This is a genomic window from Rhodococcus sp. KB6 (assembly GCF_001445685.1).
GTDB lineage: Bacteria > Actinomycetota > Actinomycetes > Mycobacteriales > Mycobacteriaceae > Rhodococcus_F > Rhodococcus_F qingshengii.
In genome coordinates, this window is the sequence record NZ_LNAK01000055.1 from 57,047 (window position 1) to 80,791 (window position 23,745).

At 61.8% G+C, this 23,745-nt stretch carries 25 protein-coding genes and 2 pseudogenes; 9 read left to right on the top strand and 18 right to left on the bottom strand.

All coding sequences use genetic code 11. The features are described 5' to 3' along the window. Window positions 1–4 precede the first annotated feature (4 nt). From ASU23_RS11550 to ASU23_RS11560, 3 genes are read right to left on the bottom strand one after another with little or no spacing between them, the layout of a single operon-like run. The gene (locus ASU23_RS11550; RefSeq protein WP_030536533.1) at window positions 5–544 is read right to left on the bottom strand and encodes a LiaF domain-containing protein; all 540 of its coding nucleotides are present in this window, start codon (window positions 542–544) and stop codon (window positions 5–7) included. A 46-nt stretch (window positions 545–590) separates the two neighbouring features. After that, complete coding sequence (locus ASU23_RS11555) at window positions 591–1,121, bottom strand: gluconokinase (protein ID WP_003940404.1); 531 nt, start codon at window positions 1,119–1,121, stop codon at window positions 591–593. 12 nt (window positions 1,122–1,133) lie between these two features. Further along, on the bottom strand, window positions 1,134–2,522 hold the full coding sequence (locus ASU23_RS11560; RefSeq protein ID WP_003939838.1) for a GntP family permease: 1,389 nt from the start codon (window positions 2,520–2,522) through the stop codon (window positions 1,134–1,136). A gap of 133 nt (window positions 2,523–2,655) precedes the next feature. Between ASU23_RS11560 and ASU23_RS11565 the strand changes: the two genes are divergently transcribed. Then, window positions 2,656–3,384 (top strand): FadR/GntR family transcriptional regulator, encoded by a 729-nt coding sequence (locus ASU23_RS11565; RefSeq protein WP_039973128.1) that lies wholly within the window; start codon window positions 2,656–2,658, stop codon window positions 3,382–3,384. 97 nt (window positions 3,385–3,481) lie between these two features. Next, window positions 3,482–4,489: an NAD(P)H-dependent glycerol-3-phosphate dehydrogenase gene (locus ASU23_RS11570; RefSeq protein WP_003940093.1), complete on the top strand. Its 1,008-nt coding sequence runs from the start codon at window positions 3,482–3,484 to the stop codon at window positions 4,487–4,489. A 54-nt stretch (window positions 4,490–4,543) separates the two neighbouring features. Here ASU23_RS11570 and ASU23_RS11575 read toward each other — a convergent pair whose 3' ends face one another. The 4 genes from ASU23_RS11575 to ASU23_RS11590 all read right to left on the bottom strand — a co-directional run bounded on the left by ASU23_RS11575 (window position 4,544) and on the right by ASU23_RS11590 (window position 8,638). Next, on the bottom strand, window positions 4,544–5,380 hold the full coding sequence (locus ASU23_RS11575; RefSeq protein ID WP_058037948.1) for an NAD(P)-dependent oxidoreductase: 837 nt from the start codon (window positions 5,378–5,380) through the stop codon (window positions 4,544–4,546). 173 nt (window positions 5,381–5,553) lie between these two features. Next, complete coding sequence (locus ASU23_RS11580; protein ID WP_007729974.1) at window positions 5,554–6,273, bottom strand: M50 family metallopeptidase; 720 nt, start codon at window positions 6,271–6,273, stop codon at window positions 5,554–5,556. Further along, window positions 6,270–7,457 (bottom strand): ATP-binding protein, encoded by a 1,188-nt coding sequence (locus ASU23_RS11585; protein ID WP_007729973.1) that lies wholly within the window; start codon window positions 7,455–7,457, stop codon window positions 6,270–6,272. The genes ASU23_RS11580 and ASU23_RS11585 overlap by 4 nt, the downstream gene beginning before the upstream one ends. 119 nt (window positions 7,458–7,576) lie before the next feature. Next, complete coding sequence (locus tag ASU23_RS11590) at window positions 7,577–8,638, bottom strand: FAD-binding oxidoreductase (protein WP_058037949.1); 1,062 nt, start codon at window positions 8,636–8,638, stop codon at window positions 7,577–7,579. A gap of 114 nt (window positions 8,639–8,752) precedes the next feature. Here ASU23_RS11590 and ASU23_RS11595 point away from each other — a divergent pair, with 114 nt between their 5' ends. After that, window positions 8,753–9,607, top strand: a complete 855-nt coding sequence (locus ASU23_RS11595) for a hypothetical protein (RefSeq protein ID WP_058037950.1) — start codon at window positions 8,753–8,755, stop codon at window positions 9,605–9,607. A 76-nt stretch (window positions 9,608–9,683) separates the two neighbouring features. Here ASU23_RS11595 and ASU23_RS11600 read toward each other — a convergent pair whose 3' ends face one another. Genes ASU23_RS11600 through ASU23_RS11610 form a run of 3 tightly spaced genes read right to left on the bottom strand, consistent with a single transcriptional unit; the run spans window position 9,684 to window position 11,224 of the window. Further along, on the bottom strand, window positions 9,684–10,124 hold the full coding sequence (locus tag ASU23_RS11600) for a MaoC/PaaZ C-terminal domain-containing protein (RefSeq protein WP_058037951.1): 441 nt from the start codon (window positions 10,122–10,124) through the stop codon (window positions 9,684–9,686). After that, window positions 10,121–10,570, bottom strand: a complete 450-nt coding sequence (locus ASU23_RS11605; RefSeq protein ID WP_058037952.1) for a MaoC family dehydratase N-terminal domain-containing protein — start codon at window positions 10,568–10,570, stop codon at window positions 10,121–10,123. The genes ASU23_RS11600 and ASU23_RS11605 overlap by 4 nt, the downstream gene beginning before the upstream one ends. 9 nt (window positions 10,571–10,579) lie before the next feature. Then, window positions 10,580–11,224, bottom strand: coding sequence for a TetR/AcrR family transcriptional regulator (locus tag ASU23_RS11610; protein WP_003939902.1), 645 nt, complete (start codon window positions 11,222–11,224; stop codon window positions 10,580–10,582). 113 nt (window positions 11,225–11,337) lie between these two features. Here ASU23_RS11610 and ASU23_RS11615 point away from each other — a divergent pair, with 113 nt between their 5' ends. Further along, window positions 11,338–12,219: an alpha/beta fold hydrolase gene (locus ASU23_RS11615; protein ID WP_058037953.1), complete on the top strand. Its 882-nt coding sequence runs from the start codon at window positions 11,338–11,340 to the stop codon at window positions 12,217–12,219. 218 nt (window positions 12,220–12,437) lie between these two features. Continuing rightward, window positions 12,438–12,614 (top strand): hypothetical protein, encoded by a 177-nt coding sequence (locus ASU23_RS34230; protein ID WP_172827042.1) that lies wholly within the window; start codon window positions 12,438–12,440, stop codon window positions 12,612–12,614. A 34-nt stretch (window positions 12,615–12,648) separates the two neighbouring features. Here the strand turns inward: ASU23_RS34230 and ASU23_RS11620 are convergent, their stop codons facing one another. Next, entirely contained in the window at window positions 12,649–12,948 is a 300-nt protein-coding gene (locus ASU23_RS11620) for a DUF4259 domain-containing protein (protein WP_245219636.1), read from the bottom strand. Window positions 12,949–14,368: 1,420 nt separating this feature from the next. Between ASU23_RS11620 and ASU23_RS33925 the strand changes: the two genes are divergently transcribed. Next, window positions 14,369–14,506, top strand: a complete 138-nt coding sequence (locus ASU23_RS33925) for a hypothetical protein (protein ID WP_156423131.1) — start codon at window positions 14,369–14,371, stop codon at window positions 14,504–14,506. Between the two features lie 303 nt (window positions 14,507–14,809). Further along, entirely contained in the window at window positions 14,810–16,765 is a 1,956-nt protein-coding gene (locus ASU23_RS11630) for an AarF/ABC1/UbiB kinase family protein (RefSeq protein ID WP_253741293.1), read from the top strand. A gap of 14 nt (window positions 16,766–16,779) precedes the next feature. On the opposite strand, the gene ASU23_RS11635 is transcribed toward ASU23_RS11630, so the two are convergent. The 4 genes and pseudogenes from ASU23_RS11635 to ASU23_RS11650 form a co-directional block, all read right to left on the bottom strand. After that, a complete protein-coding gene (locus ASU23_RS11635; RefSeq protein WP_058037957.1) occupies window positions 16,780–17,511 on the bottom strand; it encodes a hypothetical protein in 732 nt (243 codons plus the stop codon). A 38-nt stretch (window positions 17,512–17,549) separates the two neighbouring features. Then, a pseudogene (locus ASU23_RS11640) lies at window positions 17,550–17,833 on the bottom strand (hypothetical protein). A 127-nt stretch (window positions 17,834–17,960) separates the two neighbouring features. Further along, window positions 17,961–19,568 (bottom strand): AMP-binding protein, encoded by a 1,608-nt coding sequence (locus ASU23_RS11645; RefSeq protein WP_058037958.1) that lies wholly within the window; start codon window positions 19,566–19,568, stop codon window positions 17,961–17,963. A 103-nt stretch (window positions 19,569–19,671) separates the two neighbouring features. Next, window positions 19,672–19,863 (bottom strand): hypothetical protein, encoded by a 192-nt coding sequence (locus ASU23_RS11650; protein WP_039973125.1) that lies wholly within the window; start codon window positions 19,861–19,863, stop codon window positions 19,672–19,674. A 25-nt stretch (window positions 19,864–19,888) separates the two neighbouring features. Here ASU23_RS11650 and ASU23_RS11655 point away from each other — a divergent pair, with 25 nt between their 5' ends. Then, window positions 19,889–20,404, top strand: a complete 516-nt coding sequence (locus tag ASU23_RS11655) for a CGNR zinc finger domain-containing protein (RefSeq protein ID WP_003940315.1) — start codon at window positions 19,889–19,891, stop codon at window positions 20,402–20,404. Between the two features lie 10 nt (window positions 20,405–20,414). Here ASU23_RS11655 and ASU23_RS11660 read toward each other — a convergent pair whose 3' ends face one another. The 3 genes from ASU23_RS11660 to ASU23_RS11670 form a co-directional block, all read right to left on the bottom strand. Then, complete coding sequence (locus ASU23_RS11660; RefSeq protein WP_058037959.1) at window positions 20,415–21,047, bottom strand: hypothetical protein; 633 nt, start codon at window positions 21,045–21,047, stop codon at window positions 20,415–20,417. Window positions 21,048–21,134: 87 nt separating this feature from the next. Then, window positions 21,135–21,671: a hypothetical protein gene (locus ASU23_RS11665; protein WP_007729952.1), complete on the bottom strand. Its 537-nt coding sequence runs from the start codon at window positions 21,669–21,671 to the stop codon at window positions 21,135–21,137. A 150-nt stretch (window positions 21,672–21,821) separates the two neighbouring features. Next, window positions 21,822–22,985: an LLM class flavin-dependent oxidoreductase gene (locus ASU23_RS11670; protein WP_003940457.1), complete on the bottom strand. Its 1,164-nt coding sequence runs from the start codon at window positions 22,983–22,985 to the stop codon at window positions 21,822–21,824. A 156-nt stretch (window positions 22,986–23,141) separates the two neighbouring features. Between ASU23_RS11670 and ASU23_RS11675 the strand changes: the two are divergent. Continuing rightward, window positions 23,142–23,621, top strand: a pseudogene (locus ASU23_RS11675) (MFS transporter); the annotation flags it as partial. Window positions 23,622–23,745: the final 124 nt, after the last annotated feature.

The window sequence follows — 23,745 nt, forward strand, 5'->3', positions numbered from 1 at the left end:
CGAGCTAGCCGGTACGCACGGTGAGATCGCCGAACAACGAATACGCGACGACACGAATAACCGGTGCACCTGGGCCGGGATCCTGTCGACCCCCGTCGAATTCCCGATCTCCGAAAAGGTCGAAGCCACCCAACTCGACTGAAACACCCTCCGGAACCCGCAGCCTCGTGTCCCCGAAGATCGACACGATGGTGATCGTCGAGGAGGACGCTGTGATGGTTGCCGATCGCAGATCGAACTTGACGTCCCCGAACAACAGCAGAGCGAGTGTCTTTTTCGCCAAAGACCAACGGCCGGAGCGCTTCGTGTCACCGAAGACACCGACGATCGTTGCTTGCGGCGGCGACACCACAGCAGGTGGTGCCGCACTGAACGGCACGATCTGCTCGAGCTGCCCTCGATCTGCGGTGGGCGACCACACCACTGCCGCCTTGTCCGAGTACTCCTCGAGGGTCAAACGCCCCTCACCCACCGCGACTTCCAGACGCGCTTGGGCATCGACACGCAATTGATCGACGTCGTGGCCTTCTTCAGCAGCAGTCACCCAAGCACCGTAACCCGAACCGCGGGTGCCTACACGCCGGGCTTGCTCAGTATTCGAATGTCTCCACCCGTCGCAGGATCTCCTCCGCGATCTTGGCGGGACTCCCGCCCACGTCGACGACGATGGCCTGCTCGTCCGGGTCGACGGCCTCGAGTGTCGAGATCTGGGAGTCGAGCAGCGAGGCGGGCATGTAGTGATCGAGGCGAGCGGTCAATCGCTGGCCGATCTGATCCCGCGAACCGGCGAGGTGCACGAACACGACGTGCTCACCGCGAAGCACGTCGCGGTAGCTGCGCTTGAGTGCCGAACACGTGACGATGCCCGGCTGACCGGCGTCGGTATGGCTCTTGATCCAGACGGCGATCTTGTCGAGCCAGGGCCAGCGGTCTTCGTCGTTCAACGGATGCCCGGTCGCCATCTTGTCGATGTTCGCCTGCGGGTGGAGATCGTCGCCTTCTTGAAGGTCCCAACCCATCGCTCCGGCGAGCATGCCGCCGACCGTCGACTTTCCCGAACCCGAGACACCCATCAGGACGAGCACGGGATACTGCTTCTGCTGTGCCGCTTCGCTGTTCATGTGCTCGCCTACCTAGATGAATGCGCTCAACACGAGCACTCCGGCCAGGCCCGATACCGAGATGATGCATTCCATCACGGTCCAGGTCTTGAGGTTCTGTACCACGCTGACGCCCAGATACTCCTTCACCAACCAGAATCCGGCGTCGTTCACGTGCGAGAGGAAGAGCGAGCCCGCACCGATCGCCAAGACCATCAGCGAGACATGTGCGGACGAGAGGTCTGCCGCAACCGGAGCGAGGATGCCCGACGCCGTCACCGTTGCCACCGTTGCCGAACCTGTTGCGACGCGGATCAATACCGCTACCAGCCAGGCCAGGAACAGCACGGGGAGGCTGCTGCCCTTGATCGCGTCGGCGATCACTCCGGCGATACCGGTGTCGATCAGGACCTGTTTGAAACCGCCACCGGCGCCGACGATCAACAAGATGCCTGCGATGGGAGGTAGGGAACTCTCGAGTGACTTCGAGATGGCCTTGCGGTCCATTCCGCCGCCGCGACCCAGCAGCACCATACCGACCAGAACCGCGAGACCCAAAGCCACAACGGGTGTTCCGAGGAAGTCGAGGACGGACTTGGGTAGTGCCTCGGAATCGGGTGCGATCACGTCTGCAAATGCTTTGCCCAGCATGAGAACAACCGGGAGGAGGATCGCTGCGAGAGTAGCCGCGAACGAGGGACGCTGCTTCTTCTCTTCCTCGCCTCGATCTTCGCCTGTGACAAAAAGATCCGGGACCTTCACGTCGACCCACCGCGCGGCGTACTTACTGAAGACCGGTCCGGCGAGAACAACAGTGGGGATCGCGACGAGGACACCGAGCGCGAGGGTGAGGCCGAGGTTTGCGTTCAAAGCCGAGACTGCAACCAGCGGCCCTGGGTGCGGGGGAACCAACCCGTGCATGGCCGAGAGGCCGGCGAGGGTGGGGATCGCGATGCGCATCAGGGACAAGCCGGAACGCCGCGCGACGAGGATGATGACCGGCATCAACAGGACGAGACCGATTTCGAAGAACATCGGCAGACCGATCACTGCGCCGACCAGAGCCATGGTCCACGGAAGCGCCTTGGTGCTGGAGCGGCCGACCAGCGTGTCGACCACTCGGTCGGCACCGCCGGAATCGGCGAGGAGTTTGCCGAACATCGCGCCGAAACCGATCAGGATTCCGACGCTTCCCATGGTCGACCCGAAGCCTGTCGCGAATGCCGCGACCGACTCGGCCGATCCGAGGCCGGCCGCCAGACCGACACCAACCGCACCGATGGACAGTGCGAGGAAGGGGTGCAGGTCGAGCCAGGTGATCAGCGCGATGATAACCGCGACGCCGGCGACTGCAGCGATGATCAATCGTGCGTCGCTACCAGCGGGGACGACCTCGGCCGCCAGCAATGCTGTGGTGTTCATAGGGACTCCCAGTCCGATGAGTGATTGAGGTCACTGTTCCTTAATTAACCTACAATTTCAAGAGCAGACACTAATTTGTAGTATTTATTCGGCTTCCACCGGGCTTACTCCATACGCATGGGACGATCTACGTATGCCTTCTGTCCCGTTTCAGCAGTTACACGACTCGATGCTGGAACAGCTCGGCCAAGACATAGTCGGTGGTGTGCTCGCTCCGGGAACCACGATCTCCGCCGACGAGGTGGCAACGCGATACGACGTGTCGCGAACCGTCATCCGCGAAGTTGTCCGCGTTCTCGAATCCCTCGGACTCGCCTCGGTTCGTCGACGCGTCGGAATCACCATCCTGGGCTCCGGACACTGGAACTCGCTCGACCCCAACGTCATCCGCTGGCAACTGGCCGGTCCTGATCGGTTCGAGCAACTTTCGATCCTCAGTGAACTCCGTTCCGGCATCGAACCTCTGGCTGCGCGACTGGCCGCAACTCGCGCCACACCTGAGCAGTGCGGCGCTCTCACTGCAGCCGTCATCGGCATGTCAGCTACCTCGCGCGCTGCCGATACCGACGCATATCTCGGCCATGATTCCGACTTTCACCGCACACTGCTCGCCGCTTCCGGCAACCCGATGCTGCGGGCGATGTCGCAGATCGTCGTCGAGATACTCGAAGGCCGCACCCGCCACTCGTTGATGCCCCACGAGGCCGACCCCGAAGCGATTCACCTGCACGGAGTGGTCGCATCGGCTATTCAGGCCGGAGACGCCGACGCCGCGGAAGCCGCCATGCGCTCGATCGTCGCGGAATCCGCAGAAGCGGTCGAAACAATGCGCGAAAGCCCCGAACCGCCGCCTCATCTGTAAGTCGAGCCACAGACTCGGCGGAATTGGCCCGCAACTGCTCCGCAAGTGGAACGCTTGGCGCCATGACAGCACTCGCTACCCAGAACAGCGCACTCTGATGGCCCGCCCGGTACGCGTCGTCGTCCTCGGTGCCGGATCGTGGGGAACCACGGTGGCCGGCCTCGCTGCCCGCAACACCCCGACCCTGTTGTGGGCACGCAATTCCGAAGCAGCCGACGAGATCAATTCGCAACGGACCAACTCCAAATACCTTGGTGAGCGCAAACTTCCCAAGGGGCTCAAGGCAACCTCGGATCTGGTCGAAGCCGCCCGCGAAGCGGACGTACTCGTATGCGGGGTGCCTTCGCACGCCGTTCGCTCCACCCTCGCCGAGATCGCCAACGAGGTTCGGGCGTGGGTCCCGGTGTTGTCACTGTCCAAGGGTCTCGAGCCCGGCACCCGGCAGCGCCCCACCGAAGTGATCGCCGAGTGCCTGCCCGGCCATCCCGTCGGACTGCTCGCGGGCCCCAACATCGCCAAGGAGATCGTCGACGGCATGGCCGCGGCATCGGTCGTGGCCACACAGGACGATCGTGTCGCCGCCGCGCTGCAACCCCTGTTCGCGTCGTCGGTCTTCCGCGTCTACCGCAACACCGACGTGCTCGGCTGCGAACTCGGCGGCATCCTCAAGAACATCGTTGCCATCGCCTCGGGCATGGCCGACGGCCTGGGAGTCGGTGACAACACTCGTGCGATGGTGCTCGCACGCGGCCTCGCCGAGATGACTCGACTCGGTGAAGCGATGGGCGCCAACCCGCGCACCTTTGCCGGCTTGACGGGCGTCGGCGATCTGATTGCCACCTGCATGGCTCCGACTTCTCGCAATCGTCGCGTCGGCGAAGCTCTGGCGCAGGGATTGACCGTCGAGGAGGCGGTCGCCAAGCTCGGCCAGGTTGCCGAGGGCGTGAAGACTGCCCCCACCGTCATGGATCTGGCCCGTGAATACGGTGTCGACATGCCGATTGCCGCGGAGGTCGAGGCCGTCATCGGCGGTCGCCAAAGTGCCAGCGACGCATATCGCGGACTTCAGAAGGTTGCCCCGGGCGGCGAGCACGAAGTGGCGTGAGGAAGATCTACAGGTATCTAGCGATTTGGCTAGATACCTGTAGATCGCCCGAGATCACGAAATTGGAGCGTCGACGAAGATGTCGATCGCCAACGGTGACTGACCGCCGTACTGCGAGAAATCCGAGATCCCCGCCTCGCGCAAGATCTCGACGTCGAGCACCGTACGACCGGTATCCGTGCCGGCGGGACGCCCGAGAATCTCGACAGCCGCATCGGCCATGATCTCGGGTGAACGCGAGTGCTCGATACTGTCGTCTCCCCCGAGCAGGTTTCCGACAGCGGCCGTGGCGATCATGGTCTCCGGCCACAGGCAATTACTCGAAATCGGTGCACCTGAATACTCTACGGCGATGCCCAAGGCCGCCAATGTCATTCCGTATTTGGCCAGCATGTAGCCCGGATGAGCACCCAACCAGTGCGGCGAAAAGTTGAGCGGCGGCGACAGCGTCAACACGTGCGCATTGGCCGAAACCCGAAGGTACGGAAGGCACGCGCGGGTGAGCGCGAAGGTACCACGGACATTGACCTGCTGCATCAGATCGAATCGCTTCATCGCGAGATCTTCGGTTTTCGAGATGTCGAGGACGCTCGCGTTGTTGACCACGATGTCGATGCCACCGAAGTGCTCTACCGCTGCAGCCACGGCCCGCGCGATGTCGTCGTCGTTCCTCACGTCGCCGACGACCGGAACGGCATGACCCTCGAGCTCGTTCAACTGGTCCACAGCCGTGTGGATAGTTCCGGGCAGCCTGGGATCCGGCGTATCGGTCTTGGCGAGCAACACGATATTTCCGCCGCGGCGCGCTATCGCACGGGCGATGGCAAGTCCGATGCCACGGCTTCCCCCGGACATGATCGCGGTTCGTCCGCGGAAGTTCTTGTCGTCCAAAACGAATCCTTGTCATCGTCGACGGTCTTCGTCGCTGCGGATGTGGCCGCGGGAAGTCCCGGCACGACCACTCGTCGACTTCCACGATATGAGCGCCTTCACGCGATGACTACGGCCGCGGAGCATCAACAATCGTTGATCCATTGTCCCGTCAGGACAACTGATCAATGCGGTCAGCCACCCACCGGGCGCAGGATCCACCATCCGCCGAGCACGAGCACCGCGACGTTCACGAGCAGAAACAAACCGACCCAGACGATCGCGGGTATCGGTGAGAGCCTGGCCAATTGGTCGGCGTCCGAGTCCGGTGCCCCGCCTCGCCGCATTCGCTGCCGTTGAAGTTCCACGACCGGGCGCGGTCCGGCAAAGAGCAGGAAGAGCGTCAGGAAGTACGCTGCGGCCACTTGCTGCTCCTGGGTCCCCCACCAGACGAGCCCGAACAACACGGCTCCCACGACTGCAAGTGAGAAGACTCCGTAGAGGTTTCGGATCAGGACCATCATCACCGCGATGACGAATACGCCGATCCACAGCACCGAGACCGCACGCTGCGCGCCCAACAACCCGGCCGCGCCGAGTCCGAGAATCGACGGTCCGACGTACCCCGCGAACGTCATCAGAATGACGCCGAAGCCGGTCGGTTTGCCCGACGAAATCGCGACACCCGACGTATCCGAATGCAGGCGAAGACCTTTCAACCGTCGGCCGACCAGGACGGCGACGATCAGATGAGCGCCCTCGTGTGCGATGGTGACGACGTTGCGGGCGATCCGCCACAGGTGTGGTTCGAGAACGATGATCACGGCGATCAACGCGGCCAGTTGAACCACCCACACCGGCGGATTGGGACTGAGCGCCGCCACCCGATCCCACGCGGTTTCGAGCGCGTTCACTCCGCTTGTCCGCGCAGGTATCGGCCGAAGTGCGGGACCGTGAATCCGATGGATCCACGTTCTGCCGAATAGATCAGCCCCTTCTTGATCAGTCCATCCCGTGCCGGCGACAGGGAAGCCGGTTTGCGCCCCAACTCGACGGCGATCTTCGCGGTTGCGACGGGCCCGTCGTCACCGGCGAGATCGGCCATGGCGCGCATGTACTCACGCTCCGCGGGCGTTGCTCGCTCGTACCGCGATCCGAAGAAACCGACAGCGAGTTCTTCCTCAGCCGTCGGCGCGCCGACGCGCACGTCTTCTGCCGTGATCGGACTCGACGCCGCCACATCCCACGTGGCTTTTCCGTAGGCCTGAACGAAGTACGGGTACCCGTCAGCCGCTTCGTACAGAGCGTCGAGCGCGGATTCGGTGAACTCGACGTCCTCACGCTCGGCAGGTGCAATCAGCGCCTGATCTGCAGCTTCACGTTCGAGGCGGTCGATCCGGTGGTAGCTGAACAGGCGCTCCGAGTAGCTTTTCGACGCCGACAGCACAGCAGGCAGATGCGGAAGCCCTGCACCGACGACGATCAGCGGTGCCGCGTCCTGACTCAACTCGTGGCAGGCCCCGCAGATCGCCGAGACATCCGCTGCTCCGAGGTCCTGCATCTCGTCGATGAAGATGGCGATCCCGACGCCGACATCTCTGGCCAGCGACGACGCGTCGAGCAGCAACTCGACCAGGTCGATCTCGATGTCGCCGCTGTCCGCGCGACCTTTGATCGCAGGTGCGTCGATGCCTGGTTGCCAGCGCTCGCGCATTCCCTTGTCTGCAGTGGCGCGTAGGGCAAACGATTTGAGGACTCCGAGGAACTGCTCGACCCGCTCCGGATCGCGATGGGAGACCGCGATCTCTCGGACTGCCATGTGGAGCGCTGACGAGAGTGGGCGTCGTAAATCCTGATCGGGGCGCGCCTCGATCTTGCCTGTCCCCCAGCTCCGGGAGATCGCGGCCGAACGCAACTGATTGAGCAGGACGGTCTTGCCGACGCCACGCAATCCGGTGAGGACAACACTTCGTTCCGGGCGGCCACGCGCAATTCGCTCGAGAACGACGTCGAAGGCGTCGATCTGCTTGTCGCGCCCGGCGAGTTCCGGCGGGCGTTGACCGGCACCGGGGGCATACGGATTGCGCACGGGGTCCATGCCCATCGACGGTACAAGCCGAGTAGACGAATATCCCGCTCTCTAGCGCGTGTCCTAGAGAGAACTAGGAACCGCAATATCGGCTCGAACCTTGTCGAACCGGGCTCCGGCGTCGTCGTCTAACCGTCCAGGGTTGACGCTCGGGCGAAGTCCCCGGCCACGTGGGCTCCAATTGCTCCGGACAGAATGATCGCCGGATGCGTCGCGGCCAGATAGAGCCCCGACACGCCTTCGGCGAAGCCCAGCAGCGGGCGGCCACCACGCGGGATGGGACGGTCAGCGACTACCGCCTCGATCAGTTCCACTTGGTCACCGTCCTCGAGCTGACTGCGGATCGCGCGCAGCGTCGGCCCCGCAAGCTCACGAGCATCTCCGGAGAACCCGACCGGAACATCTTCAGCCGCAATCAGTGTCGTGTCGTCCAATTGCCGGATCTCGAAATCCGGAGAGGAGAGTATTCCGTTCACCAATGGGTAGGGCGTCGAGAATCTGATGAGGCAACACGGGGAGGCGTCGACCTCGACGTCCACTCCCGCCGACGCCGCGAGTCCAGGAATCGCGGTACCCGCAGCGAGCACGGTGGCCGATCCGTAGACGGGACCGTCGGCAGTCATTACTCCGCACACTCTCATGCCCTCCGCGAGCACCCCGAGCGCACTGACATCGGAATACACTGTGGCACCGTACTCTTCGGCACCTCGCAGGAGCGATCGAGCGAACGCAACCGGGTCAACGCCACCGTCATCAGGCGCGTACGCTGCGACCGAGGGGGCCGTCCGCAATCCCGGCTCACGAGCAAGGATTTCCTCTTTACCGATGAGGTCGACGGGATGGCCGAGTGCTCGATGAGCATCTACGAACGCTCGAGTCTCCGCTTCCGTCTCTTCCCAGGTGATCGCGCCTCTGCGGCGCAAACCGATTGGCTCGACGAGTTCGCGCTCCAGGCGGTCGATTTCGACTGCAGCGCCTTGCCGGAACGGATCTGAGTAAGTTTCTGCGGCACTCTTCGAGAGGCCGACCCAGGCAAAGGAGTTGCCGGTCACCCCTCCCGCCACCGAGCCGTGCTCCAGCACGGTGACTCGGAGACCAACGCGCGCCAGGTGATACGCGATCGACGCGCCGACGACGCCGGCACCAATCACCAGGATCGGACTGTCGTTTCGACCATTCGGATGCGCCACCAGTGGACCATATCTGCGAGCCGCAACCTGGATCCACTCAATTTGGATGCGAGGACTTCGGCGGTAAACGGAGGACTAAGCCTCGGCGCACATCGGGACCGATACGGTGTGCTCATGCTCTGGCGTTGGTTCGCAGTCGTGATCGTCATCCTCGCTGTTGCCGGCATTTGGCACGTGACCATCCCCGACCGTCCTGTTGCCGCAATAGTCGACGCCGAGACGCTGGGGTGCGCGACCCCGTATCCGATCGGCCCGCTCCAGACGACACCAACTGCGACAGTTCCAGACGATTTCGTACCCGTCGCCGCCGTCACGTGCGACCCGTTTGTCAGCGACAACGTGGCAGCCGACCGAACCGTCAGCTTCTCTGCTCACCGTTGGGAGGGCGATTTCAGTCGGGCGGTGGAAATGCTGAACCGCTCGTCCGCGCACAAGACTTGGTTCCCCGAAGGCTGCGGTGACAACTACAGCCTGGCTGTCCTGGAGCAATTCTGGTTGGTCGACGATCGAGGCCGAGCAACTCGGCCGGGGTATCCCTCCGATTCGTGTGGACTACCGAAACCCGGTGGCCTGGCCGCCATCAAGGAACTGACACCGGTCGGCAGTACCGAACACCGAATAGCGTTGTCCGACGATCAGATCTACGAACTGTCGCATTGCAGGCCGACCTACCGACCAGCCACGACAGGTACAACGGCGCTGACATCGCTGTCGGCGGGCAGCGTTTTCTGCCGATTCTCCTCCACCGAATTCGTAGGCACATCGTCTACGACGGAAACCTTCGACGGACTTCCACCCGCTCCCGACTGTGACGCGGTGGCCACCGAGGTGGCGTCGACGATCTACGTGGACCGTCCCACGAACGAGGAACGATTACTCACCGTCGAGATCGACGGCTGTCGGCGCGTCATCGCCGACGGATACGCACCGATGCAAGCGTCGGACGAGCTGTTGGTGTCTTTCCGGTAGTGCTGCGCCACAATGCAGTTGATCTCCCGCCCGGATGCGTAGGTCCCGATGTGACCAGTGACAGCCCGCAATCCTGTCAGGCGCCCGGGAACTGAAGGTGCGCTTGGGTCTTTCCCAGAACCGTCTGGCCCTTGTGCGTGACTGTGACATCGATCCGCGTTGTCCGCATCGTGGCGTCGATTCGCGCGATCTTCGCAGTGATGGAGAGATCAGCACCATCGACGGCATCGACTACGACGGGCCGAGTAAAGCGAGTTTCATACGAGATCACACCGCTCGGGTCACCAACCCAGTCGACGATAGCCTGCAAAGCAATTCCGGCAGTGAGCATTCCGTGCGCCAGAACTCCCGGTAGCCCAGCCGCAGTAGCGATTGCGTCGTTGAAATGGATCGGGTTCATGTCGCCGGAGGCACCGGCGTAGCGAACTAGGTCATCACGAGTGAGGACCAGATCAACCTTCGCGACGATGTCACCGAGGACGAGGTTTTCGAATACCGGCACGACGGGTACGGTCATGCGCCTTCTCCTCGCGCCAGCAGCGTCGAGGTGACCGTTGCTACCAAAGCGTCGGTCACGTCGTGGATCTCGGAAACTGTCGACAGGATCGCACTGCCTGCACGCACTGTCACCCCTGTAATCGTCAGTGTCGTAGACAGGTCATCGCCGGAGACTATCGGACGCTGATGCTCGATCTTCTCGGAAGTATGGACCACACGAGTCGGATCGAGCCCGGTATCCGGCGTGCGCAGCAGTGCCATGATCGCTCGTTGCTGGACAACGGTTGTGAATGTTGTCGGTGCGATGACATCGACGAACCCGGCCTCCCTGGCGACACCGACATCATGGTGCAAGGGATTGCTCGAACGCACCGCCAGAGCGAACTCGCGAATCTTCTCGCGCCCGACAAGGTACGAAGACGAGGGAAACACCCGGCCGGCGAGCGCTGGGTTCACAGGAGACATCCCGGAATACTAACGGCGGCCGACTTCGGGTTGATTCGTGGCCTGAGGTCTCGTCGGCCCGAGAATGCGATCGAGGAGACGCTCAACCAACTGGACCGCCAATTCTGCTGTGGCGTAGCCGGGAAGCATCCCCTGGGCGAGCCCGGCGACAGCCGCCAGAATGAGCTCGGCGTCGAGGTCGGGATCCATTGACGGCGCAACCGCGTCCCGATTGGTCACTCGTTGAAGCTGGCCGGAAATCAGCGCTGTCAACTCTCTTGGGGCAGTGAGGGTTTCCTCGGCGGCGATTCCTTGTCCGGTCAGTGCGGCAGCGTGGAAGGCGCCGAGAACAATCGCTTCCTCCCGACGTTGTCGATCGAGTGGGAGCATGCCAACAAGGAACGCTGAAATAACCTCGCGGGGTGTCGCTTCCGCGCCAAGAACAGACAACTCCTGCATCAAGCGAGCACCCGCATCCTGACGCACAGCTTGATGCGTCGCGAGAAGGAATTCCCGCTTCGTGCCGAAGTAGTACTGCACGAGTCGCACCGAAATCCCGGCCTCGGCAGCAACGGACTGAAATGTCACCGCCGCGAGCCCACCGTCGACAATTACTCGCCGCACCGCGTCGGTGATCTCCCGTTGCCTCACTTCATGGTCGACCAGTCGCGGCATGAGGCTGTCCTTCCCCTTTCGATATAGATGACTTTGACCCGTTAATGATACGCACGTACCGCATTGGTGATACGGTCATACCATCAAAATTGAATGCAGCGAGAGGGAGGCTCATGCCGAAGATCGGACGATTCAAGAACGAAGCATCAAAGCAGGCGTACGAGAGCATCTACCGAGAACTGAAGAGCACCTGGCCGGTTCCGTCGACACAACTCGACGTGCCGACATCGTTCGGAACCACCCATGTCCGTAGGTCGGGGACCGGCACGGAGACGCCGATCGTCCTGGTGCACTCTCTCGGGGCCAATTGTCTGCAATGGCACATCGTCATCGAGGACCTGTGCCGAGACCGAGTCGTGTACGCACTGGACACGATCGGCACACCAGGCCTCAGTGTCCAGACTTCTCCACTGACCGGGGAGTCCGACTTCGCCACCTGGATCAGCGAGGTATTGAACGAACTCGAGGTCGATCGCGTCCACCTGGTCGGCTACTCGCAGGGCGCGTGGCATGCCGTTCTCGTAGCACTTCATTCTCCTGAACGACTGGCGAGTGTGACGCTCATCGAACCGGGTGGAGTCTTCGACAAGCCCTCGTGGCGTGTGCTGCTGAAGATGGTCCGCGCCGGTATGCGCCGCACCGACAAGAATATTCGCAAGCTCAACGATTGGCTGTCCCCCGGGTACGTTCTCGGCGACCTCGAGTTCGCCCTCGCCAAGGAAGCGCTGAACTACCGGCCCGGTATCGGGTGGGCACGAATGCTCAAGGATGCAGAAGTGCAGTCGATTTCGGTTCCCATGCTCGTAATCTCCGGTGCTGAGACGGTGGTCTCCAACCCCGAGCAGGTGGCCGCGAGGTTAGCTGATCTTGTACCTGAAGCCGAAGTGGAGATCTATGCCGGAACCGGCCACGGAATCCTGGGACACATACCCGATCGGGTGATTCCCCGACTCATGAAGTTCGTCCGCAATCATGACGACGCGAAGCGGACGTGATCTCGCGGACCAGCCGCCGACAAGGTGGTGATGAAGCCGGTCAATCAGCTGGCCAAGGCGGTACAACTGACAGAGGAGAACATTCCTCTCCGACCACCGCGGTCAGGTAATGGTGGCCGTTGCCGCCGCCGTTTTGGTCGTGGCGGGAGGTCTGTGGTGGACGAAGACCATCTCCTCGCGCAGATACTCGGTGGCAGTGCTTCCGACCACGAGTCCGATTGACGATCACAGATGCGGACGTACCTGGGCTCGCGGTGACGGCCCGAGGTCGAACCCCCAGCGCTGCCCGAGCATTGGCGACCGACGCCGCCGAAGCTCTCTGTTCGATGTTCGAAGAAGCCAACGCAATGACTTCCGGAGGGTTCACGTTCACCGTCGTTCCACCGGGGAACTGACGGATCTATGGTCAGTAGCGCGGCCGCACCAGGTTTATGCCTGTTCGCGCTCGGCTGCGAGGGCGACCGCCTGTTCGAAGGTATGGACGAGCACTGCACGTCGAGCGACCTTGTGATCCTCGTCCGGTTCGAGTTCGTCAATGTAGCCATCCCACACGCGCAGATATCGATCGCGCCAGTCGATCAGCACTCGCGTGGATGGAAACGTCACACCGACTCGTTTCGTCTGGGCAATATCGGTGAGGATCTCGAGCCACGCCGGCACCATCTCCCCGCCCCATTCATCCGGCTCCAGACTCGAATCGTCTTCGAACTCGGCAGTGATGTCGTCCACGATTCGACCGGTCAGGGCCCCCAACCCATCCGCGACGGTGTCACTGTCAAAGTTTCCCGGACCCCAGACTCCCACAAGCCCTCCCATATCGATTGCGGATAAATTCAGGTCGACAGTCGCGTTCCTGTCGCAGCAGGCCGTGAGCGTGCTCGCAGTCGCAGGTCGGCAATTGCAAATTGGAGAATCTGCCGCCCGCTCAGTCAGAGCTTGCGGTCATTGGCGCCCGCCCAAATCGGACTGTCGACTATCTTCCGAAATTTCGGCGACCCGCCGATTGCTGAAATTTTGAGCATCAACCAGTTCCAGATTCTCACAGCCACCTCCGCGTCGTATCTCACCGTCAACACTAACCGACCGGCGGGACTCTTTTGGCTACCGGTACACCACTATGCGTCGACCAGTTAGATCAAGTGTGAACTCGAACTGGCGCAACAGATCGCCGGGAACTGCAGGAGCGCTTGGGTCTTTCCCAGAACCGTCTGGCCCTTTGTGCGTGACGGCGATTGGTTCTGGGTGCATCGATCCGGTCGGAAGCACTGCGATGTTTGTCGGCACACGGAATTGCGCTCGGTGGAGATCGAGGATCCGTATCCACGGGTGTCGCAGGCAATTCCTGAAGATTCGCAGAGGAAATAGCTGCGCATCGCCACCCCCAACAGCGATTCCGTCGATTGTGTAACAACCACACGAAGAACAGCCATCGATGTCCGAAAGGAAGACTGATCCGGCGAGACCGCGAGGTAGTGTCACATCTGCCCAGCAAAACTCGCCACGATCTCGAGAAGACGGTCGGCCTCGCCAACTGCCACTTCTGACGTTACGACGTTGCTGGGCAGGTGTTTACGGAAAAGGGTTTCGCACGCGGGGTACCGATCGCTGATGGGACTGATCACCCCTTCTCCGAAAGATGTTGGTAACGAATCGAACCCCGAGCATAGAGGTGCAACGATTGGGCGAGTTGATTCAACGCCCCGGTGTGCGATCTATCTGTTTGCGCCAATCATTTTCGGCAAAGGCTTAATTCGCCGAACGGGGCCGGGTACTGCAATAGCTGGTCGAGTATTCGATCACGCGTCTTACGCTAAGGAAGGACCGAGAACATGACTGAAGTAATTTCGTGGATTGTCCAGAATCCGATTGGTGCCGTCGTCGCGCTTGTTGCCGACATCATAATATTGACGATGTCGTCTGTCGCGGGATACTCGTAACCGAATCCGCCCGTCCTTCACGGTATTCCTAAGTCGGGGAACTACATTCGAAACACAGAGGGCCGCAACCGCAGCGTACTGTCGGCGCTCGTCACTGACCTTTCGTGGCCTCATATGCCCAACTGCGCTGGGTCCGTACTGACGTCCCTCGTGTCGAGTGTCGCACCACCAGTTTCAATCAGTCACGCCATCACTACTCAGGAGGAATCACAATGGGTTCGATCAACGCATTCAACGAATGGGTCAACCAAGCTACGCATGCGGGCGACCCGTTTGCCACCGCCATAGCGATCGTCCAGTTCTTCGCGGTGAGTCTCGTCAACCTGTTCACCGGCGGCCCCATTCTTTAAAGGAGTCCACTCGGTCTCACTTCTGCTCGGCGTCCATCGCAGCCTGTTCTTCGGCTGTACTGCTCCTCGCGAAAGGTGGCCGGGACATCGCTGACGAGCATGATGCGCAGTTCGGCCTCGCGGATGGTCAGTGAACGCAGTATTGGACGGTCGATCAGGACGAGTCGACATCGGAGCGAATGAACACCGAAGTGCCCAAGCATGTTCGACGCTTGGGCACTGTCGGGCTTGTTAACCGTCAGTCGGGGTGGGCTCGGGGTTTTCCTGGATGTATCGCAGATTGCGAACCCGTACGCTATCGCAATGGACTTGATGGTCTGGATCGTCACGACGCCATTTCTTGCAGCAGCACTGGCGGGCGTGATGCGACGAACGCTGGGGACGAGAGTCGGATGGCCGCGAACCCTTGCGGTCGCGGTGATAGCACTCTCGGTGGGGGTTCCACTGTCGGGATACGTCGCAACGCTTGCAGGAATTGCCAGCCAGGACGATCAACTTCTGGTGAGCGTAGGAACAGCGCTCATATTCTTCGGAGTTGTCGCGCTCTGGGTGTTCGCAGCGTGCCTGGCCGCATTGGTTTTCCTCGAAGTTGTCCTTCCAACAGGGTCCATCCCCGGACCGCCAGAAGCGTTGCAGCGCAGCCGCAAATCGTGGCGACGAACCAAGCGATACGTCCAGATCATGGGCATCGTCGTGCGGGCGGGAGGCGGGCCGGCTCTCCGTGCTGGGCCATCAGCGCCTCAGTTCGGGGACGCGCTGGTGGAAGTAATCAACCGGTGCGGTGTCACTTTCGTCAAGCTGGGACAGATCCTCGGCACGCGAGACGACCTCATACCACCCGAGTTGGCTCGCACTCTCTCGTCTCTGCAAAGTTCGGCACGACCGGCTGATCCAGTCCGCATTGCGGAGCTACTGGCATCGGAACTCGGCGAGGCACCAGAGTCGGTGTTCGCATGGTTCGATGTGGAGCCGTTCGCCGCCGCCTCTGTCGCACAAGTACATTCCGCGCGCACCGTTGAAGGCGTCGACGTTGTAGTGAAGGTTCAACGCCCCGAGGCGAGCGCACAAGTGAGCGTGGATTGCGATATCTTCCTTCGCGTGTCGTCCCGCGCGGAGACCCGTTTTCCCTGGGCACGCGATATCGGCGTTCACCGACTCGCCGGGGGCCTCGTCACGTCACTGCTCGAGGAACTCGACTACCGCACCGAAGCAGCGAATACCGGCGCGATTGCTTCCACCATGTCGAACCGCCCGGATATCGTCGTTCCGCATATCTACCCCAACCTCAGTAGCGGACGGGTGCTCGTGATGGAACGTCTTCACGGCACACCGCTCTCCGACGGTGAGTCGGCGCTCACCGGCCTCGACCGCGACACCCGCAGCAGCATCGCCAACGAACTTCTTGCGTCGTTGCTCGACGGGATCTTTGTCCACGGCGTGTTTCACGCGGACCTGCACCCCGGCAACATCATGATCCTCGATGACGGCCGGGTCGGGCTCCTCGACTTCGGCGCAGTAGGGGTTCTGGACGGCGAGACACGGATCTTGTTCGCCGTGCTCCTCAACGCTGCCCTCGCAGGTGATCCGGTGGCGACAGTCGACGCGATGCTGATGGCATTCGACGTGCCGCCCGAAGTTGATCGCGGAGCACTACGTCACCAGGTGGGCCGACAGATCACCCTGCTCAGTGTCCAACCCAATGTTTCCATGGCATCGTTCGCGCGAATGTTCACCGTGCTTCGAGAACACCGAATCGGAGTGCCGGGAGACGTCGCCGCCGCTTTCCGTTCGCTCGCGTCCTTGGAGCGCGCCCTGCGGCTCCTGGATCCCCAGATCGACCTCGTCGCTGCTGTTCGGGCCGAAGTACCCCGACTGTTGACCCTGGTCGCCAGCCCGACTGCAGCCGCGCAGGCGATCCTGTCGACGACGGCGGTCACAACCGCGGTGGTACGGCGCCTGCCTGGTCAGCTCGACCAGATCGCGACCTCGATCGCCTCGGGAAGCTTCACACTTCGCACTCGCTCGGTCGCACACCCCGACGACAGGCGATGGCTACGACGGTCGGCGAACAACGCCCTGGGTATGGCGGCGGGGGTGACCGCGCTGATTGTCGCGGCGATCCTTCTGTTCGTACCTGGCGGACCACAACTCACACCTCAGCTGTCGGGCTATGCACTCGCGAGTGCGGTACTGGGCTTCGTCGGCGTCGTTCTGTGCATGCGGACCGTGTTCCGTTTGTTCACACTCGACAACCGGTAACCAGTAACTGATGTTCATCGCTTGATCTCGATGTCGTCGAAGTCGAGCGCCAGGAGCGTCGGCCGCGAGGGAACGCGGCCGCCTGGGCCTCTCGGGAGCACACGTCGTCGAGTGGGAAAGGTGAGACCGTCGAACTCGCGATGCTGGTCGCAGTAGAGAGCAGCTTTCGCCCAGCTGCCTACCGGTTCGGCGACGAAGTCGTGACGGCGGATGAGGCCACCGTTGTCGACATAGAAGGTCTGCTGCCGGCAATGGGTGTCGATTTCTGGCGCAAATGTTGCTTGTAGTCGTCGCCATTGCTGCCCGGATTGCTGCCAAGGTTCGGCTTCGGTGACAGTGATGTCGTCGCGGGCGAGCAGCAGCGGTGCGTTCAGATAGTTCCAAAAGGCGTAGCCGGCAAAGTAAGCGGTGTCGAGCGCGTCCCAGTGGAGGTTGCGCCGGACTCCACTCAACCCGAAAAACTCTGGACGTGGGTCGGTTCGACTCCCGAGTTCTTCGCCGTCACGAGCTTCGATCCGCACGAAGCCCTTGTCGAACACAGCGCACTCGCCGACACGCGGAAAGTCTTGGAGGACAGTGCGTTGCTCGGCGACTTCAACCTCGACCGTGAACTTCGCCAGCTTGTTGCCGGGGAAGCGCTGAGGCAGCAGACCGCCCAAACGTCCCCGTGCCGTGATCGCTGAAACAGACTGCCAACGTTCGACTCCGCCATGTGCGGTGAGGACTTCATCGAGTAGTTCGGTCATATGTCGACGCTCTCCGTCCCCTGACGGAACTGTGGAAATCAGCGATCAGACGGACGCGTAGTTGTAGTTGCGTTCCTCCCGCGGTACCACTGCCACCCCGCGGTGATGATGACAGCGCCGGCAAGGGACCCGAGGATGCCGCTCGGGCGCAATGATAATCCGTCGCCTGCAATCAAACTCACGAGCAATCCGCCGACCAGCGAACCACCGATTCCCGCGATGAATGCGAAGGTCCAGTCCACTCGTGCGGTCGTTTTCCCAGAATCAGCTGGGCTCCCGCTCCGATGACGATCCCGAACAGGAGTATTCCGATGATGAGCATGAGACAAGGCCCTTTCGTGGAGTGACGACGCAAGGCGCGAACGACTTACTCTGCACCATCTTTCCGGTATGTCTCTTATGTCGTGGTGAAATCCGTGTGAAAGGTCGTCGTCGCCCAATCCACGTTGCTAGGTCGATGCCAGTGTCGTCGCCCAGCGGTAGTCCGCCTTACCAGCCGGGGTTCGCTTGACTTCATCGACCAGCACGATCGTGCGCGGCACCTTGTAGCCGGCCAACGTCTTGCGGCAATGTTCCTGTACCGCTTCGAGAGTCAACTCGTCGGATCCGGGGTAGGTCGCGATCACCGCTGCGACCTGCTGCCCCATGCGCGGGTCGGGCGCGGGGACAACGAGTGCGTCCGATATTGCCGGATGCGCGTGAAGGGCGGCCTCGACCTCTTCGGCGAAGACCTTCTCGCCACCGGTGTTGATGCACTGCGAGCCACGACCCAGGAAGACAATCGTGCCGTCCGCTTCGACCTTGCCCATGTCGCCGAGCACCGAAAGACGGGTGCCGTCAGCGCGGGTCGGGAACGTGCGGGCGGTCTTCTCTTCGTCCTTGTAGTACCCGAGCGGGACGTTTCCGATACGCGCGATGTAGCCCACGTCGTCGGAGCCGGCGGGGATCTCTTCGAGCCGCTCGTCGACCAGGATCATGTTCGGCGAGGGCGGCATTCGCAGATTCCCCGCCTCGTCGATGGAGAAGGCGCCGTCGTTACCGGACTCCGAGGCTCCGAAGTTGTCGCGCAACAGCAGGTCCGGCTTCACCGCCAGCATGCGATCCCGAACGCTGGTGGACCAGATCGCACCACCCGAGGTGATCGAGAACAGGGTGCTGAAATCGACCTCGTCTTTGCGTCGTTCCATCTCGTCGACCAACGGCAGTCCCATGCCGTCACCGACGATCAAGATCACCTGTACCGAATCCTTCTCGATCGCTTCGACGACCTTCTCCGCAACGAATTCTCGTCGTAGAACCACGCGCGCGCCGAGGGTGAGGAACGTGAACAGCGAATACAACGCTGCGCCGTGCATGAGGGGGGCGGCAATGAGGAACGAGAGTTCCGGAAATTCCTTTGCAGCGCTGGCTATCTCGGCGAGGTCCTGTCGAGCTTCCTCGCCGTACGGATTTCCGCCGGAGAGCGGCTTACGGAAGAAGTCGTCGTGACGCCACATGACACCCTTCGGGTATCCGGTCGTCCCGCCGGTGTAGAGCAGGTACACGTCGTCGCCCGAACGAGAATCGAACTCCCCTACCGGTGACATCTCGCGAGCGTCGTCGAAGGAAACCACGGAAACTTCATGCGCTTTCGCTGCGGCGACCAGGCCGGCCTCGACCTCGCCGATCACGATCACCGTCTTCACCTTCGGGCATGCACCGAAAAGGGAAGCAAGGACACGCTGATGCTCGGGGAGTTCCACGACCACTGCGACCGAGTCGGAGTTGGTGAAGATGTACTCGAGCTCGGCGGGTGTGTACCGGTAGTTCACGTTGATCGGGACCGCACGGATCTTGATCAACCCGAGGATCGACGTGACATGTTCGACGCTGTTCTTCAGGAACAGGGCTACATGATCGCCGCGCGAGATGCCGGCTTGCGCGAGCAGGTTGGCCGTTCGGTTGGCTTCCGCGTCCAGCTCAGCGTAGGAGAAGTTCTCTCCCTCGTAAGTCAAGGCGACGCGATCAGGCACCGAGCTGGCGACGGTTTCGAATACATCAGCGAGGTTGAACTGCATCGTCTTCCCTTTCAGAGTCTGCGCCGCGATACCGAGGCATACAACCCTGAATCTAGAACACGTTCCATGTCACCCGAGGCAAAACGGAGCGATTAGCTGACCATTACCTGGACCTGACCTTGATCGGCGCAGCGACGGCCGAGCCCGCACCGCCCGACACCCATTCGGCGAGCAAGGTCTGCCACGACCCGCAATGGCAGCGCAGGTAGGTGACCGTCCCCTCGCTGGTCCGATGCCGAGATTCGATCTCCCAGCGGTGGATGCAACTTATCGGCGCGAAATCTGTTTTCTTCATACGACGAGCATGATGTAATGGCATTGTGCATCTCAACCCTTACGGCGAATATGCGGTGACGCTGGCCGCCGACCTGGCCAATCGAAATCCCGAGACCTTGGCCGAACTCGTCGAACGCTGCGTCGATGCAGGCATCATTCTCGATTTCCCCATCGCCGAGAAGGACCTCGACGAGACCCTCGACCTTCTGATCGAGTGGTCGAAAATCGTCGACGTCACGGAGGAGGCAGCCCGCGCCGAGTTGGTGAACGTCATGCTCGAGCAAGCGTCGGCGTATCCGCGCATGACCAACCACGCAAACGACGGGTGGCATCTGCACTACCGCGATCCGCAACAGTCGCTCGCCGAGGTCCTCAAGGCCCTCTTCTCGGTAGGCACGGCGCTGCACCTCGTCGGCCGCGGAATGCACAGATTAGGTCGGTGCACCCTGGACGAGTGCACCAACATCTATGCGGACACCTCACGCAACGGCAATCAGCGGTACTGCTCCCCCACGTGTGCGAATCGCGACGCGGTGCGACGCCACCGCGCGCGCAAGTGAGCCGGACCGACTACGACGCGGGACCTACTACCTCGAAATCCGAGCCACCTTGGTACTCGAACTGGAAGCTGCCGCCGCTGCTTCCCGAGCTGATCCGATTCCACGCGTCGATCAAGTCCTGGACCGTGTTGTATCCCAGGTCCTCCAAAGATCCTGAGAGACTTCCGGTTCCGGCGCCCTCGAACCAGCCGCCGACCACAACGGCCTGCGGAATCGCGATAGTGGGGTTGGTCGGATCGAGCAGTCGAACGCACGCTCCCGCAACGGCGTACACCCCGGCCGGCAGATTCCCGACGGTCCGCGTGATCGTCTGCCCAGGCGAAACGGCAAACAGATCGAGGATGTTGCTGACGGTCGGATACACCAACACGCCGGGCTGGAGCAGCTTTGCCGGATCGCGGATCACGTCGGGGACATCCCTGGCGTTGAGGATCGCCACTGTGCAGTTGATGAAGCTGAACCGCGGGTTCGGATTGGTGATGGTGAAGGTGATCGCATTGTCCGCTGCGCTCACCGACACCGGAGGCGGGAGAATCGCCGGTGCTGCCGACGCCGTCGCCGGAGTCATGACAACAAGTCCCACGACGGCGGCCGACGCCGCGACAATGCTTCCGAGAGCGCGTTTGAATCCACGACTTCGCATTTCCGAACCTCCAGGCAAGTCGGTCAGATCACCAGATGCCTGAAGAATAGACCGCTCAGTCGGAAAATTGGGGAGACAGACGGTGAGCTACCCGAAAAGTCCTTCGAGGCTGCCGCTGCCGAACAGGTCGCTCAGGCTTCCGGTATTGATGCCGCTGAACGGTCCACCGATGACAACGAGGCTCGGCACGCCAGGAACAGGCTTACCCAACGTCTCCAGATCGAGAAGATCGGAGCAGGCACCGAGCACGGCGTAGGTTCCGTCCGGAACATCGGTCACGGTGTTGGTGACCGTCTGCCCCTTACCGACGGCGAACAGTGAGGACGGGTCGGTGATCTTGGGGTACACCACAAGGTTCGGATCGAGCAGCTTGAGCGGATCATCAAGCACAGCAGCAGAATCCGCGGCGTTGACGACAAACGCCTGGCACAACGGGGCAATGCCCGTGTTGTTGTTCGTGATCGTCAGTGCCAGATCGTTTCCGGTCACCTTGTACGAGACGACCGGCGGGACCACCTCGGCCGACGCAGTTGCAGGATTGACCATCGCGACGCCTGCCGCGGTTGCAGCGGCGACTGCCACGGTTCCCACGACGCGACGTACTCCACTCGTGCCCAGCTTCATCGAGGATCCTTTCGTACTGCGCCTTGAGTTCGGCAACAGTGCGCAGCCTAGAACGGATCTACTGACCGAATTGCGTGAATAGTCCCGGAGGGAGGCCGTGCCCGAAAGATCGGGACAAACGTCCCCTTCTCGAAGAGCTCGCTGTTCGACTCAGTTCCCACTGGAGACGAAGGGCGTTCGCACCGGTCCGCCGACCGAACCGTGCGGTGCTACCAATCCACGCTTTTCGAGGATCGGACGCACGCCCTCACCGAACTGATACGCCTCTTCGAGATGGGGATAGCCCGACAATACGAAGTGATCCAGACCGATCGCCGCGTACTCGGCAATCCGATCAGCCACTTCTTGGTGCGAACCGACCAATGCGGTGCCTGCACCCCCTCGCACCAATCCGACGCCGGTCCACAGGTTCGGCGCAATCTCCAGCGACCTCGCTCCGACGCCCTCCTTGTAAGCCGAACCGCCGCCGTGCAATTCGAGCATCCGACGCTGACCTTCGGAGCCGGATCGCGCAAGACTCGCCTGAGCCTGCTCGACGGTCGCCGGATCGAGCGCACTGAGCAGCCGATCCGCTTCTGCCCATGCCTGTTCCGAGGTGTCCCGGCTGATGACATGCAGACGGATTCCGTAGTCGAGGTGACGACCTTGGACTTCCGCGAGGTCGCGGATCCAGGCGATCTTGGCGGCAACAGCGGACGGCGTCTCACCCCAGGTGAGATACGTATCCGCGTAACGCGATGCGACGGTTCCGGCCGCCGGCGACGATCCGCCGAAGAAGATGGGCGGTACCGGATCCGGAATACGCTGCAGCGTAGCCTTTTCCACGTTGACGTACTCGCCGGAGAAATCAACCGGACCGTTACCGGACCACAACTGGCGGATCACGTCGAGGAACTCGCCGCATCGTGCGTACCGTTGGTTCTTGTCGAGGAAGTCACCGAACGTGCGCTGCTCGTGGTCCTCCCCGCCGGTCACGACGTTGAGCAGCAGACGACCGCCCGACTGCCATTGGAAGGTTGCGGCCATCTGGGCGGCCAGCGTCGGGCTGAGCAATCCCGGTCGCAGAGCAACCAGAAACTTGAGCGTCTCGGTGGTCTCGAGCATCATCGCAGTCGTCAGCCATGCGTCTTCGCACCACGCGCCGGTCGGCGTGAGGACGGCCTCGAAGCCGTTCGTCTCGGCGGCCGCACCGATCTGATTGAGGTATTTCAGCGTCGCCGGACGATCACCGGACATCGAGCTGCCGTGCCCACCCGCCATCAGATTCCGGGAATCACCGTAAGTAGGCAAGAACCAGTGGAAGCGCAGTGACACGGTGATTCCTTTCGTCGACGAACAGGCAGAACTCTTCTGTCATTACAACCACAGTCCACCTCGAAGAACAGGGTTGAAATCACCCTGATCGCTACGGGTGCCCACTTTCGGCTCCGGCGATACCTTCGTGAATTTGCACCGCGACCCGGGGCTCCGATGACCACGTTTGCCGAAGTCGAGCACAATTCACCGTTCTCGAACGAGACCGACGACGAGCGGCGATCCAGACTGAGAACCGTCGTCGCCGCGAGCCTGCTCGGCACGACGGTCGAGTGGTACGACTTCTTCCTCTACGCAACGGCCGCGAGCCTCGTCTTCAACCAACTGTTCTTCCCCAACCAGAGTTCCTTTGTCGGGACCATGCTTTCTTTTGCGACCTTCGCGGTCGGCTTTCTCGTTCGCCCCATCGGCGGAGTGGTGTTCGGTCACATCGGCGATCGCATCGGGCGCAAGAAAACGCTTGCCCTCACGATGTTCATCATGGGTATCGCGACGGCGCTCATGGGTGTCCTTCCGACCGCAGCTCAAATCGGGGTCGTTGCACCGATTCTGCTTCTGCTGCTTCGTATCCTGCAGGGATTTGCTCTCGGTGGTGAGTGGGCCGGAGCCGTTCTTCTGGCGGTCGAACACAGTCCGGAGAAGATGTTGCGGGTACGGACGTTGCTGACGCGGGACTGAAGTAGACGGGCTGGTCCTCGGCGCGAGAATGGGAATTGCGAAATAGCCGTTCTCGACCAAGAAGGACCAACCCTGTGACACA

What these genes read in the sequence shown, in the direction of transcription:
- ASU23_RS11565 (WP_039973128.1), top strand. Translation starts at nt 2,656, where the DNA reads ATGCCTTCTGTCCCGTTTCAGCAGTTACACGACTCGATGCTGGAACAG.
- ASU23_RS11605 (WP_058037952.1), bottom strand. Translation starts at nt 10,570, where the DNA reads ATGTCTCCTGTGAACCCAGCGCTCGCCGGCCGGGTGTTTCCCTCGTCT.
- ASU23_RS11615 (WP_058037953.1), top strand. Translation starts at nt 11,338, where the DNA reads ATGCCGAAGATCGGACGATTCAAGAACGAAGCATCAAAGCAGGCGTAC.
- ASU23_RS11600 (WP_058037951.1), bottom strand. Translation starts at nt 10,124, where the DNA reads ATGACCGTACCCGTCGTGCCGGTATTCGAAAACCTCGTCCTCGGTGAC.
- ASU23_RS33925 (WP_156423131.1), top strand. Translation starts at nt 14,369, where the DNA reads ATGGGTTCGATCAACGCATTCAACGAATGGGTCAACCAAGCTACGCAT.
- ASU23_RS11660 (WP_058037959.1), bottom strand. Translation starts at nt 21,047, where the DNA reads ATGCGAAGTCGTGGATTCAAACGCGCTCTCGGAAGCATTGTCGCGGCG.
- ASU23_RS11635 (WP_058037957.1), bottom strand. Translation starts at nt 17,511, where the DNA reads ATGACCGAACTACTCGATGAAGTCCTCACCGCACATGGCGGAGTCGAA.
- ASU23_RS11585 (WP_007729973.1), bottom strand. Translation starts at nt 7,457, where the DNA reads ATGGACCCCGTGCGCAATCCGTATGCCCCCGGTGCCGGTCAACGCCCG.
- ASU23_RS11560 (WP_003939838.1), bottom strand. Translation starts at nt 2,522, where the DNA reads ATGAACACCACAGCATTGCTGGCGGCCGAGGTCGTCCCCGCTGGTAGC.
- ASU23_RS11665 (WP_007729952.1), bottom strand. Translation starts at nt 21,671, where the DNA reads ATGAAGCTGGGCACGAGTGGAGTACGTCGCGTCGTGGGAACCGTGGCA.
- ASU23_RS11650 (WP_039973125.1), bottom strand. Translation starts at nt 19,863, where the DNA reads ATGAAGAAAACAGATTTCGCGCCGATAAGTTGCATCCACCGCTGGGAG.
- ASU23_RS11610 (WP_003939902.1), bottom strand. Translation starts at nt 11,224, where the DNA reads ATGCCGCGACTGGTCGACCATGAAGTGAGGCAACGGGAGATCACCGAC.
- ASU23_RS11595 (WP_058037950.1), top strand. Translation starts at nt 8,753, where the DNA reads ATGCTCTGGCGTTGGTTCGCAGTCGTGATCGTCATCCTCGCTGTTGCC.
- ASU23_RS11570 (WP_003940093.1), top strand. Translation starts at nt 3,482, where the DNA reads ATGGCCCGCCCGGTACGCGTCGTCGTCCTCGGTGCCGGATCGTGGGGA.
- ASU23_RS11555 (WP_003940404.1), bottom strand. Translation starts at nt 1,121, where the DNA reads ATGAACAGCGAAGCGGCACAGCAGAAGCAGTATCCCGTGCTCGTCCTG.
- ASU23_RS11630 (WP_253741293.1), top strand. Translation starts at nt 14,810, where the DNA reads ATGGACTTGATGGTCTGGATCGTCACGACGCCATTTCTTGCAGCAGCA.
- ASU23_RS11645 (WP_058037958.1), bottom strand. Translation starts at nt 19,568, where the DNA reads ATGCAGTTCAACCTCGCTGATGTATTCGAAACCGTCGCCAGCTCGGTG.